Here is a 15,681-nt window from a genome sequence, read left to right as displayed (position 1 = left end):
CTCGTTTTCTCCGGCTGCGTCCTTGCTGATTCAAGTGTTAACGCGCTGAATGTTCCTGCCATAAAAATAGAGACGCCCTACGGCAAGGTCCGTGAAATCATGTTGGCGCATGGATGGACTCCCTATCATGGTGCCAATGCTCTACCGTGTGCTCCTGAAGACGAAAGGTGCAAAGGGCGTCCCGAAATGCAGGCTTGCTCCGACGTCGGAGTCGGCCAATGCTCCTGGTTATGGAAGAAGAAGGGGAAGATCGTTCTTATCAAAACGCAAGATGACGACTTGTTTTATGGCGTCACTAGGTATTATGGGCAATGAAACAGATCGGACGCGCGGATGGTTGATTGATTGAAATGATGTGTAAGGTCGAATCGCCAAACATGTCAATGAGCAATCCATGGATATTAAACTCAATCCGTATTGGTTTTTCGCGTTAGCTGCCCTAATGTTTTCGCAGAGCAGTTACGCTCTGTCCGGCGGATGCCAAAACGAATTGAGGGAATTGATAGTTCCTCCGCTTCAACACGTCTTCATGAAGAAGAAAGATATCCGCGTCGAAATGGAAGACCATGCGCGTGGCGTCTACAGTGTGAGGTTATTCGTCCCAGCCGATAGCCCAGACAATCTTGATAAACAGGTTTCCATCGGCTGGGTCAAGCTGGATACGAACACAATGCAGGCACTGGACGTGACGAGAGACCCTGATCATCCTGATGTGCTGAAGGTGGACGGAGATAAATATAAGAACTTCGTCTCGATGTGCCTCGCCGATGTGCCAAAAACTGGCTCAGGCTGCGAACAACTCAATGCTACTGCCTCAAAGAATGGAAGCCAGATTCCCGGCGGCGCGTCCGGAAGGACTGTGGTGGGGAAAGGACGGCTTCAGTTCTACTCCGCCCCCGATCTGTCTTGCAAGATGAGCGGTGTATTCATTGTAGAAGCTGACTCAGTTGACGCCTATACCGACTATGGAAAATTCACTTCCGTTACCTATCGGAATTCGAAGTCCCAAAAAATAGTAAATGGGTGGGTCGAATCTGATCGATTGAAACCCAACGGCTCGGGGATTGCGCCCGTCAACCGTAATTCCAACATAGAGCGACATCGCTGATAATGATGAACCTGATCCGCGTTGACGATGACACCGACCATGGCGGCAAGGTGATAACCGGCTCGCCAACTATGCAGTTCGAAGGGCGCTTCGTCGCGCGTAAGGGCGATTGTGTTTCGTGCCCACAACATCCTGACGTGTCGCCGAATGTGATCGAGGAAGGCGACGCCTCAATGACCGATGACGGCATCCCGATCGCGCGGCACGGCCATCGCGCCACATGTGGCTGCCACCTGATTTCGAGCTTGACTTGACTGCGATTATTGGGGGATGTCCAGATCGACGATCATAAGCGCGCCGGAACGAAGTGGCACGTTGAATTGAAGGTCGCAGTTTCGTTAAAGCAAACCATCGTGTTCGCGCCCTGTCATGCGCGACTGAGGGCGATCCCGTGTCGGCAATTGGAGTGGTGAAACTATACGGAGCTGCATGGAGCGTGTATGTGCGAATCGCTCGGCTGGCTCTGGAAGAGAAGCGGGTCAACTACGACTTGGTTGAGGTAGACGTGTTCGCCGAGACCGGCGTTCCGCAGGAACATTTGAGCCGCCACCCATTCGGCCGTGTTCCAGCATTCGAGCATAACGGTTTCCACCTCTACGAGACAAACGCGATCGTGCGCTACATTGACGACGCTTTTCCGGGATGCAAGTTGCAGCCCACTGATCCAAAAGCTCGCGCCAAGGTAAATCAGATCGTCGGGATACTGGATGCCTACGCTTATCAAACACTCGTTTGGGACATTTACGTTGAACGAGTGGTTGCAGCTCGCGACGGCCGGTTAGCAAATGAGCAGAAGGTCGCAGCCGCGCTGCCGCGCGCGACTGTCTGCTTATCTGAGTTAAACAGGTTGATGGACGACCAAGGGTTCCTGATCGGCGGTAGCGTGACCTTTGCCGATCTGTACGCCGCGCCAATCTTCGCATGCTTCATGCAAGCGCCCGAAGCTGCTTCACTAATGGAAGGGTGCGAAAAACTGATCTACTGGTGGCAACGATTCGCCATACGCGACAGCATGTTCCGGACGCAGCCGTGATCAGCCGCGTGCGGCACGCAACGGCCAAGAGGGGACCCTCGGTATTGATCCGCAGGTGACTGGTATGGGATGTCTGACAGACAAATTGGCTGAACAAGCTCTGACGCGCTTTCGTCGTTCGCGGTTCGAAGTGACGCACTGGAAACAGCCGGTCTAGGCAGCTGGATTTGCGCCTCCAGGACCGGGATCTTCGACACTGGCAGCGTGCAGGCGATCAAAATCAAGAATAACGATCTCCCCGAATTTTAGATCGACGATACCCTGACTCTCAAGGTTCTTGAGTAGCTGGTTCGTCGTCTGCCGAGTAAGCGAAACCATCGAGGCCAAGGTATCTTGCGAGAGCTTTATCCTGCTCCGTTCAGCATTAATCCCTCCGTAGCCACCAGCGATCAGCAATAAGCGACTTGCCAGGCGCTGAGCGGCGGGCAACAGTATCATGGCTTCGTTGTTCTCAAAGGAGATCCGGATTTTTTGCGCCATCAACAAGCCAAAGTTCCGCCAGTAAGCAGGGTGAGTTCTAAGCAGGCTTTCCAAAGCGGGACCGGGTACGTGAAGCACGAGAGTCTTACTTATTGCCGACGCATCGTGCGGGCGAGGCAGCCCGTCGAACATCGAGACTTCCCCGATCCAGGCGGTCGGGCCAAGTACGGCGAGCAACGCTTCTTTTCCATCCGCTCCGACGGTGCCGATCGACAATGCACCATCGAGAATCGCGTACAGGCCGAACGACTGTTCGCCGCGCCGATAAAGCTGTTGCCCCTTCTTTAATCGGAGCAGGTCGGAACGAGCGACAAGATAGTCCTGAAGCTCGATCGGTAAATCTTTGAACCACGGTGTTGTTAGAAGTTGTGGTCGATAGCGTTGTACATCGGAATTCATAGGGTGCCAATCTGTCGGGTAGCTGATAGATATTAGCCGGTTTTGACGACATGATCGGGGCTCATATCTGACGACGCGGGAAGGTCATCGCGGGCGTCAGCCCTGTTCGAGCGGCACGAGTGGCAGCGATGGCAAAATGTCTGGCCTGCCGCCCCACGCGAGCTGAACGAATGACTCCTTCGAGGTACACAGTCGTGGAACATAAACACATTCCGGGTCTTGTCGATGTCATCAAGGTGGATCAGCCTGGTGGCATTCTTGAAATCGCACGTGACAGCACGCTTGACCGCGCCTTTGGCTCTGGTAAGCCATTGCTCAACAGTCTGTTGGTCCGCCGCATACTTGGGGTGCTGTCCTACAATGGACATCGATTCCCAACGATGAGCGCGAGAAAGGCAATCGGTCGCGAGATTCAACAGGACGCGTTGTGGCAGAAACTCAACGCAGCCGCACCGGATATCCGCGCGGCTCCCGCCGACCTGGAGCCATTGGCAGAGTGGGTGCGCGGCTCGAACCCCGACGTCGCAGTCGGCCCGCTCGTGCAGCAGGTCATTGGTCGCCTATTCAGTCCCACTTTCGAAGCTGGCGAGGCCACCTGGGCCGCTGCGCAAGTGATTGCTGCGGCGCTAGCGCCGGGTAATGCGCTGCGTAAATTGGCCTGGCAAGTGACGGGCAAGGTGACACGCGCCAAGGCGTTACTCGCTTCGATGGTCGGTGGAGACCTTGCAGGCGTCCATGCGGTCAGTGTAGCAATACACAATGTCGTAAGAGGCCTGAATCAAATGCGCGGCCTTTATCTCGACACCTCGGTGCGGCAGACACTCACTCCCAAGATGGCCAGCCAACGCTGCCTCTTTGCCCCGGGCGTGGTCCTTCGTCAAGCGACATCGAGTGGCACGGTGGGGGGCTGCCCCTACGCCGCGGGTACGCTGCTGTTATTGGAGCTGGAGAAGGCCCGGCAGGCGAGTGGTGACGAATCGATGATTTTCCTTGCCGACACATGGAGTCGCTGCCCGGCCGAGCAATGGGTACCGGCGATGCTGGAAGGCGTATGGAGGCGAGCCACAAACGCTCACGGAAAATAAGATCCGCTTCGTTTGGCTCGTAGCTTGTGTGTACACGTTGAGCAAGCATATCGGAGGTCGAGCCATTCTCTTGACCAATCGGCCGTTGGTCTTTGTGGAGAGCAAGTGGGATCAGCAGGCTCGTGACTTGTTTGGCACAGCTTGACTCGGTTTTGCTCTCGACGTTATCCCCATCACATCCGACGGTGCCTGTGATGAGGGCAAACGAGAGCTGCGACGGCATTCCAGGTGCGGTAGTTCGAAATCGAAGCGCAAATTACCGCTTGCCGCCGCTCACAACCGGCCCCCCGGCGATTTTTGACGCTCGTCTCTTAAGGGGCGTTAATGGAAATTCCGCGCGGAGATTGGATGGGTGACTGGCGGGTGGTGGCAGAATTTCCGGGTTCGACCATCAAGCGTCATTCGATGGCTCCGGAGTTCGGACATTGACGCATCCGGTCCCCTGCTGGAAGCGGTCTTACCCAGAACGGCACACGTGAGCTGACCGCGCCGAGCAGCTACCGCGGGCGCCAGTGCAGAAAATCTTTCGGTTCCCAAAAATGCCAATTTCCTCCTACGATACGCACTGTTAGTGATCGCAGACATATCGGGACCATTGCACCGGTCGATCAAGGGAGGGGCAAGGAAGTGGAAAGTTTTCAGATACTCGATCACATCACGGACGGCGTCATGGCGCTCGACCGGGAGTGGAAGTTTCGGAACATCAACCGGACCGCTGCGCGGCTGCTGAAGCGTCGGTCCGAGGACCTGCTGGATCGCGAGATCTGGGCCGAATACCCCGACCTCATCGGGTCTAGCTACGAAGCAGCCTATCGGCAGGCGGCCGAGACCGGTATGCCCAGCACCGCGACCGACTTCTACCGGCCGCTAGGTACCTGGTTTGAAGTGCGGGCGTTCCCATGCGACGAAGGTATCGTCGTGCTGGTTCGCGATGTCACCGAAGCGCGCGCAATCTCCGAACGTTTGTCGCGCCAGGCCACGCATGATGAACTGACCGGCCTCATCAACCGCCGGGAACTGCTGCTGCGCCTGAACAGGCTCGTCGACGAAGGCGCGGCCGCTTCCGTCGATCTGCTCTTCATCGACCTTGACCGCTTCAAGGATATCAACGACTCGTTTGGCCACGCGGCGGGCGATGAAGTGCTGCGCGCCATCGGCGAGTGTCTTTCCGACATGTTTACCCATGGCGCCCATGTCTCGCGCATCGGCGGTGACGAATTCGTAATTTTCCTCGTCGACGCCCCCGAGGGCGAGGCCGCGCGCGTCGCGCGCGACGTCACAGTACGCATGCGCGAGCCAATTCAAACGCCGTGGGTGCGGGCCTCGGTGGGCGCGAGCATCGGCGTGGCGCGCTACCCCGTCTCGGCCTCAAGTGCGGGCGAGCTGCTGCGTAATGCGGACATCGCGATGTATCACGCGAAGCGCGCGGGCGGTTCGCATGTGTGGTCGTTTGGCAAGGAGGATGCGCAGCGCCTCTCGCATCGCCGGCGGCTACGCGCGGATCTGCAGAGCGCGAGCGCCACGCGTCAGTTCGAACTGCACTACCAGCCACAACTGGACCTGCATACTGGCCGCGTCTACGGAGCCGAGGCGCTTCTGCGATGGAACCATCCGCAACTGGGGCTGCTCACGCCGGCCGACTTCCTCGACGTGCTGCTTGAATCGCCGGCCTACGAGGCGACGGGCGACTGGCTGATTCGCCTTGCGTACCGCCAGGCGGCAAAATGGCAGGCGGCGAACCGCGTGCCGTTCAAGGTCGCAGTCAATCTCTCGGCCACGACGATCCAGAACTGCGATCTCGCCGCACTGGTTTCGGAGGCGGCCAAGGCAGCCGGTGTATGCACTTCCGCACTCGACATCGAGGTGACAGAGACTGTCGTCATGAGCGACTTCGCCGCCGCCTCGCGTGCGCTTTCAGCTGTACGAAGGCTCGGCGTGACTGTCTCGCTCGACGATTTTGGCACCGGCTACTCCAGCCTCGCATACCTCACACGGCTGCCTGTCGATCGCATCAAGATCGACAAGTCGTTCGTGCAAGAGCTCACTGTTAAGGAGACCAGTCACCAGGCACGCGCGATGGTCGAAGCGATGGTGGCGCTCGCGCGCGCGCTGGGCATGAGAACGGTCGCGGAAGGCATCGAGACCGAAACGCAATTCGCCCTCGTCAAAGAGCTCGGTTGCGATGCCGTGCAGGGATATTTCATTGGCAAGCCGGTATCGGCAGCGCGCATCGAACCTTACGCCGAGACACGGTTCGGGGCGGCTGGAGCTTCGTCGTTGCACGACGCAGGAAGCGGATCACGCTAGCGGTCAACACGCACCCCTCGGCGGCTTCGTTAGCGTGTCATCAGTGCGGTCGTGAAAGACCGTTTGTGAACCTGGATGCGCGCTCCGGAGCAACATAGGACGGTCGGCCCCTGTGGGTCGCCTGCCGCCAATCGCCGCCTTACGCGCAATACGAATGAATGCCCCATGCATGAGACAGCAAGCGGCCAACAGGAAGGAGGCCCAGCTTCGTTCAAGATAGCAATTCGTCTCCCTATGCAAAGTCCCGGTATGGCTTGCAAAGGCGTAAAGAGTTGCATATGTTCATACGTAAGCCACCGATCACGAATCTGGAATCTCGCTGGCCGACCATTCACGTGAATGATCACTACCTCTGGAGAGCATCGGTCATGGTCGAGCAAAGGCGGATTCATGCTGTGATCCTCGCCGCAGTGATCGCCTCGGTTGCGCCGACCTGTCAGTCGGAAAACACCACGGACTGGCTGGCGAACACCTATGGCACCCTCGCCGCCCACGTGGGTAACACCGCGCGTTCCATGTGGGTCGCGCCCGAAGGCGTCATCTACACGGCTTCAATGTGGGACGAGTACGAGGGTGGCGTCGCTGTCTACCAGGCCGGCAAGAGCCTCGGCTCGATTGGAGCGCACGGAGAGTTTCAGGGCGGCGCGATCACGGGCAGCGCGACGTCGATCTTCGTGGCACTGCAGCCCGGCGGGACATACGGAAGTGGCGCGGTGGGTCGGTACAACCGCACCACCAGGACTCGCGATCTCCTGATTCAGGTCAGCGCATTTAACAACCTGCCCCGGGTCGACGTCGTCACTGGATTGGCCACGGCGGCCTCGCTCCTTTATGCGAGCGACTTCTATGGCAATCGCGTGCGGATATTCACCACCGACGGTGTCTGGAAGCGGGACATCAACGTCACGGGCCCGGGCGCCCTCGCGGTAGATGGCGCGGGCAACGTCTGGGTCGCACAGAAAGGCGAGGGCTCGGTCGTCGGGTTCAGTCCAACCGGCGCGCTGTTGAACACGATCCAGATGCCGGGTGGGGCGCGGCCATCGGCACTTTATTTCGATGCGTCATCGGGGCAACTCATGGTTGGGGACGAAGGCCCCGATATGAACATCAAGCGCTACAAGCTTTCGGGCACGCCAGCGCTGGCCGGTACATTCGGTATTCAGGGCGGTTATCTCGATTCCACGACGGGAATCAAAGGGCAGGTTGGTGACAAGCGCTTTACCCGCGTCACTGGCATCGGCAAGGACACCGCAGGCAACCTCTATGTGCTCAACAATCCGTGGGGTGGAAGCTGGGATCTCGGCCGCGACGGCGGCACTGACATTCACTCTTACAGCAGTTCTGGTCGGCTGCAATGGAAGCTTCAGTCTCTCAACTTTGAGGGGATCGCCGCTGCGGACCCGGGTACTGACGGCGTCTACTTCTATGGCGGCACCGACGTCTACACCGGCACCGCAGGGGGAACCTTCGTAGCGAACACTGTCGATCCGTTCGAGTATCCATCCGACCCGCGAATCAACATCAACGATCGCTCGCGGGACGAGCATTTCGGTCAGCTTGCCACCGTCGGCGCAAACCGCATCCTCGTTGCATCCGGCCAGAATCCCGATACCTATTACTTCTTTCACTTCAATGCTGCGAATGGCTACATCGCAATACCGGACGCCACGCTTCCTGGTGCGGCGTTCAAGACGACCGCAGCGGTCAGGGCGGGCTTTTGCATTGACAGCAAAGGAGGCGTGTGGGCTGGCCTGGACAAGACCGGTTACATCTACCACTATCCGCTGATCGGCTTCGACGCCAGCGGCAAGCCAGCATGGGGGCCCGGCATCCCCATTCGCATTCCCGAGAGCATCAAGCCGTTGACGCGCATCGTCTACCTCGCAGATAGCGACACCATGATTCTCGGACAGGGGATTGTTGGGAGTACGGACTGGACGTCGATAGGTACGCGGATTGAGGTGTATCACGGCTGGAGCGCGGGCAACACCACGACACCCAATCCGGTGATCAACCTCTCCCACGCTGGCGCCAAGTCGATTGACGCGGCCGGCAGCTATCTGTTTGTCGGCTACTGGTTCGGTAGCGGACAAGCTTTGCCGAACATCGACGCCATCAATCTCGCTACTGGCAACCTCGACACCACACTGGTCAACACCGGTACAGGTACTGTTGACGCCAGCAGCGCCATCGATTCGATGTACGGCGTCAGGGCATACCGTCGGTCGACGGGCGAATACGTGGTCACGAAGAACAACGTCAAAGGTTCCAGCATTACCGTTTATCGCTGGACGCCCTGATCCTGCGTTTCGTTAGTGAGAGTGCGGCTTGTTATGACCGTTTCTGCTCTGCAGAGCAGACTCACGGGTGAATGGCTACGGTGGTGAGAATCAAACGGCCGCTGGGGTCGACCTGCGGTGTTCATCATCTAGCTGAGTGCGGCCAGCTTGAATCATTCACTAGTGTCCGCTTTGGGTGTCTCTGATGAGAGAGGATAGCCATCTATTCCGGACTGTTAAACTGGCAGGCGCTGGCTGAATTCTCACACCATGGATACTCACGAACAAAACCGCCCATTGTCTGCATCCGAGATGTCGCTCGCTCGTTGGATGCTTGAGCACGGCGAGCCGAAAGCGCGAGAGTTTTTCGAACAACTCGCAGCGGCCGAGGTCACGCCATGGCGCTGTCCGTGCGGCTGTGGGTCCATCAATTTCCAGATCAAGGACCGCGGACCTGCATCACCGGGCGTACATATCCTCGGGGACTTTATTTTCGGCCCAGACGATGAACCAGCCGGGATATTCATATTCGAGAGCGGCGGTTTGTTGAGTGGCATCGAGGTCTACGGGCTCGCGGGCGATGCTCCTGCAGAACTGCCCCGAGAAGACGCGCTTCGGCATTTCTCTCCCGGCGACGGCGAGTCATCGTAGGTTCTGGCCCGTAGCAAAACCACACAAATGGCGCGGGCAATTCGACGGACCGCTTTACGGCTGCGAGTCTCGTATCCGATACTTCCCCTCCGGGGCATTCACGGACCTCCGTTGGCGCAGGTCACATCTTGCGGTGCAGAGAACAACAATTTCGGACATCAGGCGCAGCGCAACGCGTGGACTCCGAAGAGTATCATGTCACCCGTTGGGCACACCCTTGAGCCAAAGCGTCGTACCATCTCGACACGTCGCTACTCGCGCTCGAACCGCACGGCTACGATCTGGGACACTGTGGCCCATTCAAACACACCGTGCCACGCGTCAAATTTGCGAAGTTTGTCTTTGCCGCATTGTCGGCGATGGTTGAAGAAAAGCGCTTTTTGTAAGTCCTGGAGACCAGAACAAAGGGGAATGCCATGGCCAAGTGCGATCGCAATCACGAGGTTCTCTTCAACGAAGGCCGTCGGCAGTTTCTCGGCTACACCGGCGCCGGGGTGCTCGCGGCGGTGCTGCCCGGCTGCGGTAACAACGACATCCATTCGGCGCCTTATCAGCAGACCATTGCGCTCGGCCAACAGATGATCCAGCAGGCCGTCAGTGATCCAACGAATCCCGTTGCGGCAATCTCGGTCGCGATGGTCAAGGGCAGCACGGTGGTCTGGCAGCAGGCGTTCGGGTTGGCGTCGGTGCCGGGGCAGATCAAGGCAACGCCGCAAACGCGTTTTAACATCGGTTCGGTCAGCAAGTTGTTTCCGGCGCTGGCGGCGACGATCCTCGTCGATCGCGGGCTGATCACGCTCGACACACCGATCGTCAAATATCTACCGACCTTCACGATGTTGTCGCCGGAATACGCGCAGATCACCACGCGTCATCTGCTGTCGCATGCGTCCGGTCTGCCTGGCACGAATGGGCGCAATCTCTTCACGTTTCAGCCGGTCGCCGGCTACGCGGCCGACACGCAAGCCGAACTCGCCAACACGCACCTGAAGCATCTCCCTGGTGAGCTGGCCGTCTATTGCAACGACGGCTTCACGATGGTCGAGCAGATCGTGCTTGCCATGACGGGGCAGAGCTTCGCGGACTTCGTCCAGTCGGCGATTCTCGCGCCGCTGAAAATGACCCAATCCAGCTATCTGACGAGCGTGCCGTCCAGCGGATCGTTCTCGCTGCCGTACGTGAACGGCACGCAGCATCAGGAATTCGTCAATGCGTACGCAACCGGCGGACTGAGCTCGACGCCCACCGACATGATGAATCTCGCGCAGATGATCTACGGCGGCGGCGTGTTCCAGGGACAGCGCATCGTGTCTGCAGCGGGCATCGCGCAGATGGGTATGGATCAGACAAAAAGCCTGACGATCAACCCGTCGCCGGAATGGCGCTGGGGTCTCGGCTGGGACACGGTCGTGCAGCCGGCGCTCAACGCCGCAGGCGTACTGGGCTGGGAAAAGGACGGCGGCACCGCGTTCTACTCGACCGAATTTTTCGTTGTGCCCAACTCGCAGTTCGCGCTACTGGTAACCGGCAATGCGGGCTACAACGCCCGCGCGATTGCCGAAACGCTGGTGCTGTCGGCGTTGAAGGAAGATGGCACGATTCCGTCGCTGCCAGCGAAGCTCGGTACGACGGCGCCGCCGGTCGCATCGGGGCCGGGCATTGCGAGCGGAGCGGGCATCTACGGCAATTCCGATTCGCCGTACCAGGTGCTCGCCAACGCGGACGGTAGTCTGCAGATCAACCAGTGGGACGCCGATACGCGAGGCTGGGCGCAGATCGGCGCATACCGGTATCGCAGCGACGGCTGGTGGTGGAGCGATACCGATACGGCGTCGTATCGCTTCGCCGTCGTGTCGGGCAACGACAGTGAAGGAAGTGCGTTCAGCTTTCGCTATCTGATGAAGCGGGTCGTGCCGGGCGCGGGCTATGCGTATCTGACGCTGCCGGTCGGTCAGCAACTCGCACCGCTGGCGGCGCTCGACAGCGCGTGGCAGCAACGCGTCGGCACGCAATGGACATTGACCAACGATTCGCCTAGCGCGGTGCCGATTGCCGTTCTTGGCAATCCGCCGGCGTTTTTCGCGACACTCGCCGAGCTTCCGGGCTACGTGCTGTACGGCAACGAAGATCTTCGCTATCAACTGTTCGTGCCGGTGAGCGATACGCTCGGCGGCATGTCGATTAAAGTGCCGGGCAATTTTGGACGCGACCTTTACGAAATCCGTTTCGCGTCGACCACCGCGACGACGCTGACGATCGGCAGTTCGATCTACGCGCGGATCTGATGGGGAGACGTGAAGCGACCGGGAATGGTTGTCTGGACGACGATTTATCAGTCCCGGCGGTGCTGTCACGTTGCTGGGTTGGTCGAGTCAGTGTCCGCCCTCGGGAAATTTGTTTGATGCTGATATTCTTCGAGTTACTGATTAATCAGTGAATGTTTTTTTCGAGTCAACGGATTTGTCCGGCTTCGGTTTGATACAACGTTGATCGAATTGCGTCGGGTTCTTGCAAGGGTGATTTGGTTCCGGCTTTGTCCTGCAATGTGGTTGAATGGCGACGAGCGCTTCGGCTCGCCGTCGACTAGCGGCACTTACCAAGGCATCTCATACTTAACGCACAAGCGCGACCGGCCACGGCCCGGACTCACGGCATCTCGGACGCTCGCGCCAATGCTTGTGTGTCGACATATTCCCGAATGATCGTCGGCTTGCCATTTTGAACAGTAATGGCGAAGACCCAATGATCTTCCCATGTCCTCTTGGTGGCCTTAACCCTTCCCTTAGCAAACCCGATCACGAGCACCCGGTCTCCCTGCGCGACGAATTCACGTGTCTCCACGAATGAAGTCTCCATTGGTTCGGATTCTTTCTGGAGAAGATCTTCCAACCCGTCGTGCCCGCGGCGCGTGCCTGCCAGCGGCCAGTCTTCGCCGGGAATGATCCATTCAACATCTCCGGCACACAAGGCCAGCAGACTTTGCATATCACCGCGGCCGACTGCCGCAAAAAAGTCCTTTACGATCTGGACATTCTGATCGACGCTCATCCCGATGTCTCCCTTCTCTTATCTCCGGCCGTGTCCGCTCTGACTGGACACGCTATCGGCCCGCCGATGAGAACGTGACGTCGCTGATTCAGCCGATATCGACCTTCAAGGCGATGTCCCAGGTGCCAGCGCCGTTTTTGGCCAAGCCGATCATCATCAGGCCGAGCGCCTCAAGCGTCTGGGCCATCTGCAGGCCTCCGACATCGAGCGGACGCAGCCCGATAGTTTCGAGGAAGGTCGAGACACGCGCCTTGGCTTTTGTGTCGTCGGCTGCGATAAACGCGTCGAGGCGTCCACCCTTGGCGAGTACGTGACCGAAGATGGTATTGAAGGCCTTCACGACATGGGCGCCGGCGGGAAGGCCCTTGGCGGTCTCCTGCGCACCGGAACTGCCGTGCGGAGTCACGAGGCCCGAAAGGTCGGGCGCAACCGGGTTGGTGATGTCGACGATGACTTTGCCGTCGAGCGCCTTTCCGAAGTCGGCCACCACCGCCGCCGCGCTGGGGTATGGCACGGCGAGAATGACGATGTCGCCCGCCGGCGCGGCGCCGTACTTCCCTGTGATCGCTCCGGACGCGAGCTGGTCGGCCAGTGCCTGCGCCTTTGCGTTATCGCGGCTGATCACCTCGACAGCCTGTCCAGCCTTGGCGACGCGGCCAGCGATCGCAGTGGCCATCGCTCCTGTTCCGATAATGCTGATAGTGCTCATGTGCAGTTTCCTCGTTAGTTGGGGCATTGCTGTCTGCGGGCTCGTTCCGACCCGGCTCCCTGCCGTCGGCCCAGTTCAGCCGGCGGGGAAATAATGACCGTTGCCCATGTCCTCGAGCAGGCCTGGCTGAGCAGGCTCCCAGCCGAGAGCCTTGCGCGTGATGGCGTTGGACGCCGGGAAGTCGCCCGTGACCACAGCCGAGAGGAACCCGAAGTAGCCGGGCACCATCAGTTCGTCAGCGGGAATGCTCACGGCGGGCACGCTCAGGCGAGCGGCGATGGCCTCAGCAATCTCGCGGAACCGGATACCCTCGTCGGCAACAGCGTGCCAGGTCTTGCCGGCAGCACCTTTCTCCAATGCCAGTCGGAACAAAGAGGCCAGATCGCGGATGTGCACGGCAGGCCACCGGTTCTCGCCGTCTCCGGGGTAGCCAATGACGCCTTTCTCCTTCGCAAGCCCGATCAGGATCTGGAGGAAGCCGACGCGATCGGCCGTGCTGTGTGCGATGAGGGGAATCCGCACGACCGAAGACCGCACGCCTTGCTCGGCAAGGCCGACGACAGCGGTCTCCACGACGTTGCGAGCCCGCAGGGTGCCTGCGTCCAGGGGCCTGCTGGGAAGGGCGGGGTCATCCTCTGTCGCCGGTCGGCCCAGGCTGACCGGCGCGACAATAGGGGCCTCCCGACCCACGTTCGTGGGCGCGCCGATGCTGCCTGCGACGACCAGCGGTTTACCGGTCCCCGCCAGCGCCTCGCCGAAAGCGAGCACGATTGAGAGCTCCGAATCGCCCAAGGCGGCGATCCCACCGGCTTGAAGCAGGTCAGCCCGGTATCCGACGTGGATGACGCCGTCGGACTCGGCCGCTGCCGCTTTGAGCCCATCGAGGTCGCTAAGATCTCCGCGACGCGCCTTGGCGCCGAGAGCGGACACCGCAGCAGCCGACTCGTCCGTTCGCGCCAAGGCGGTGACCTCGTGGCCAGCCGAGACGAGGTCGGGGATGATGTGCGAACCGGCGTGGCCGGTCCCGCCAGTGATGAAAACGTGCATAAAACTCCCCCTTGTGGGTGATGTGATGAGATGAAGTGGCGACCTTGAACTGGAGCGGTAGCCAGGACAACATGAGAGAACTGGGTGTTGAACGCCTTAAAAACATCCGCATAGGCAGGCGCCGCCTTAACGATCTCCCTCGCGCCGAAACTGCCCTCTGGAGTCACAAATCCCCTGAAGCCCGAGTCGATGGGATTAGTGATGTCAATGACGAGCTTGCCTGCTAGCGTTTTGCGGTACTGCTTCACTACTTCGAGACCGGCGGCGTAGCGACCCGCCAGGACAACGAGGTCGCCCGCCGGTGCGGCGCCGAACGTCCTGGTCGTCGCACCAGCACCGAACTGGCGGGTCAGGGCCTGCGCCTTATCGCGACTCATCACCTCAATAGTGTGTCCAGCCTTGACTGCAAGGCGACCGATCGCTGCGGCCATACTGCCCGCGCCGATGATGCTGATCGTGCTCATGTGCAGTCTCCTGGTGAGTTGACTGGTGCCTGCACCGCTGCAGACCATGCTAAACACATCACTTGCAAAAAACAAGTAAACGATTGAAATTCACTTGTCATATGCAAGCGATGTTAAGATGTAGCCATGAAGACAGCACGTAAAGAAGATGTTCGATCCCACTGCGCGGTGAACTACGGCGTGGAGATCTTTGGCGACCGCTGGTCGCTCCTGATCATTCGCGACATCGTTTTCAACGGTAAAAAGACGTATGGCGAATTCCTGAAATCGGAAGAGGGAATCGCGACCAATGTCCTCGCGTCCCGCCTTGCCTTTCTTGAGGAGCAAGGCATTCTCTCGAGGGCGCCCAATCCCGACGACAGGCGCAAGGACTTCTACACGCTGACAGAGAAAGGTCTGGACCTTATTCCGGTTGTAGTCAGTGTAGTGATATGGAGTGCGAAATATGATCGGAAATCGTACGTGCTGCGCGATAAGGAGTTCAGTGCTCGGTTAGCTGCGAATCCCGCCCAAGTGGGCGAAGAGCTGAAGGCGCTGGTCCGCGATGGCGGATGTCTGTTTCCTGAGAGCAAGGGCTGAGCAGGATCGCAAATGCGCTTCGTCACGTCAAACGAGTAACTCGACAGTCCGCGGACTGAAAGGTGCATCGAATAGTGTGACCGACGTCCGAAATGGGTCCGTCATCCGCCATTGATGATTGCCCAACGCCTGCGGCCGCTCAGGGTCGAGCCAGGTCAATGACCTTCCGGAGCAGTTCGGCCCGGACGAACCTTTCGACGTCACGCCAGCCTTCGCCAGCCATCCAGCGCACGTGTAACGCACAAAATGGTCGAGCGTCCGGCCGACCGAATCAGCACGATGCACTTGGGGCGCCGTCATCAAGGCCCATTCGAAAATTCGCTCAACTCGTGCCGCGCACCGCCGTTAACCTAGACGACATCCCACACCAATTCGACGAGACACGTCGCCTGCTACGCGAGTCACTCTTTCGAATCGTCAGGGTCCGGACTGCAAGCTTGCCAGTGTTGGCAACACCGCACTATGCGCGCCTGTGTTGCACGGCGTGCGATC

Annotated in this window: 13 protein-coding genes and 1 pseudogene; 9 read left to right on the top strand and 5 right to left on the bottom strand. The window is 59.2% G+C overall.

Features of this window, described 5'->3' with window-relative positions; translation table 11 throughout:
* The first annotated feature begins 394 nt into the window (after nucleotides 1-394).
* The 3 genes from P0D70_RS09660 (at nucleotide 395) to P0D70_RS09650 (ending at nucleotide 2,141) form a co-directional block, all read left to right on the top strand.
* Nucleotides 395-1,108, top strand: a complete 714-nt coding sequence (locus tag P0D70_RS09660) for a hypothetical protein (protein WP_408184272.1) — start codon at nucleotides 395-397, stop codon at nucleotides 1,106-1,108.
* Between the two features lie 2 nt (nucleotides 1,109-1,110).
* Nucleotides 1,111-1,362 carry a PAAR domain-containing protein gene (locus P0D70_RS09655; protein ID WP_408184271.1) on the top strand — a complete coding sequence of 84 codons (252 nt, stop codon included), beginning with the start codon at nucleotides 1,111-1,113 and terminating at the stop codon, nucleotides 1,360-1,362.
* Nucleotides 1,363-1,499: 137 nt separating this feature from the next.
* A complete protein-coding gene (locus P0D70_RS09650; protein ID WP_408184270.1) occupies nucleotides 1,500-2,141 on the top strand; it encodes a glutathione S-transferase family protein in 642 nt (213 codons plus the stop codon).
* A 153-nt stretch (nucleotides 2,142-2,294) separates the two neighbouring features.
* On the opposite strand, the gene P0D70_RS09645 is transcribed toward P0D70_RS09650, so the two are convergent.
* The gene (locus P0D70_RS09645; protein ID WP_408184269.1) at nucleotides 2,295-3,020 is read right to left on the bottom strand and encodes a Crp/Fnr family transcriptional regulator; all 726 of its coding nucleotides are present in this window, start codon (nucleotides 3,018-3,020) and stop codon (nucleotides 2,295-2,297) included.
* Between the two features lie 194 nt (nucleotides 3,021-3,214).
* Between P0D70_RS09645 and P0D70_RS09640 the strand changes: the two genes are divergently transcribed.
* The 5 genes from P0D70_RS09640 to P0D70_RS09620 all read left to right on the top strand — a co-directional run bounded on the left by P0D70_RS09640 (nucleotide 3,215) and on the right by P0D70_RS09620 (nucleotide 11,627).
* A complete protein-coding gene (locus P0D70_RS09640) occupies nucleotides 3,215-4,105 on the top strand; it encodes a hypothetical protein (RefSeq protein ID WP_408184268.1) in 891 nt (296 codons plus the stop codon).
* Between the two features lie 627 nt (nucleotides 4,106-4,732).
* Nucleotides 4,733-6,412, top strand: coding sequence for a putative bifunctional diguanylate cyclase/phosphodiesterase (locus P0D70_RS09635; RefSeq protein ID WP_408184267.1), 1,680 nt, complete (start codon nucleotides 4,733-4,735; stop codon nucleotides 6,410-6,412).
* 368 nt (nucleotides 6,413-6,780) lie between these two features.
* Nucleotides 6,781-8,712, top strand: coding sequence for an SMP-30/gluconolactonase/LRE family protein (locus P0D70_RS09630; protein ID WP_408184352.1), 1,932 nt, complete (start codon nucleotides 6,781-6,783; stop codon nucleotides 8,710-8,712).
* 249 nt (nucleotides 8,713-8,961) lie between these two features.
* Nucleotides 8,962-9,342, top strand: a complete 381-nt coding sequence (locus tag P0D70_RS09625; protein WP_408184266.1) for a hypothetical protein — start codon at nucleotides 8,962-8,964, stop codon at nucleotides 9,340-9,342.
* A gap of 416 nt (nucleotides 9,343-9,758) precedes the next feature.
* Nucleotides 9,759-11,627: a serine hydrolase domain-containing protein gene (locus tag P0D70_RS09620; RefSeq protein WP_408184265.1), complete on the top strand. Its 1,869-nt coding sequence runs from the start codon at nucleotides 9,759-9,761 to the stop codon at nucleotides 11,625-11,627.
* A 361-nt stretch (nucleotides 11,628-11,988) separates the two neighbouring features.
* Here P0D70_RS09620 and P0D70_RS09615 read toward each other — a convergent pair whose 3' ends face one another.
* The 4 genes and pseudogenes from P0D70_RS09615 to P0D70_RS09600 all read right to left on the bottom strand — a co-directional run.
* Nucleotides 11,989-12,390 (bottom strand): nuclear transport factor 2 family protein, encoded by a 402-nt coding sequence (locus tag P0D70_RS09615; RefSeq protein WP_408184264.1) that lies wholly within the window; start codon nucleotides 12,388-12,390, stop codon nucleotides 11,989-11,991.
* Nucleotides 12,391-12,478: 88 nt separating this feature from the next.
* Nucleotides 12,479-13,126, bottom strand: coding sequence for an NADPH-dependent F420 reductase (locus P0D70_RS09610; protein WP_408184263.1), 648 nt, complete (start codon nucleotides 13,124-13,126; stop codon nucleotides 12,479-12,481).
* Nucleotides 13,127-13,174: 48 nt separating this feature from the next.
* Nucleotides 13,175-14,146, bottom strand: coding sequence for an SDR family oxidoreductase (locus P0D70_RS09605; RefSeq protein ID WP_218157150.1), 972 nt, complete (start codon nucleotides 14,144-14,146; stop codon nucleotides 13,175-13,177).
* A 203-nt stretch (nucleotides 14,147-14,349) separates the two neighbouring features.
* Nucleotides 14,350-14,610: pseudogene (locus P0D70_RS09600) on the bottom strand (NAD(P)-binding domain-containing protein); the annotation flags it as partial.
* Nucleotides 14,611-14,736: 126 nt separating this feature from the next.
* On the opposite strand from P0D70_RS09600, the gene P0D70_RS09595 reads away from it, so the two are divergent.
* Nucleotides 14,737-15,189, top strand: coding sequence for a winged helix-turn-helix transcriptional regulator (locus tag P0D70_RS09595; RefSeq protein ID WP_408184262.1), 453 nt, complete (start codon nucleotides 14,737-14,739; stop codon nucleotides 15,187-15,189).
* Nucleotides 15,190-15,681 lie beyond the last annotated feature (492 nt).

The organism is Paraburkholderia sp. RL17-381-BIF-C (assembly GCF_046026435.1).
Taxonomy (GTDB): Bacteria; Pseudomonadota; Gammaproteobacteria; order Burkholderiales; family Burkholderiaceae; genus Paraburkholderia.
Note: the sequence above shows the minus strand (reverse complement) of the source record. Positions and strands in the feature narration are given on the sequence as shown.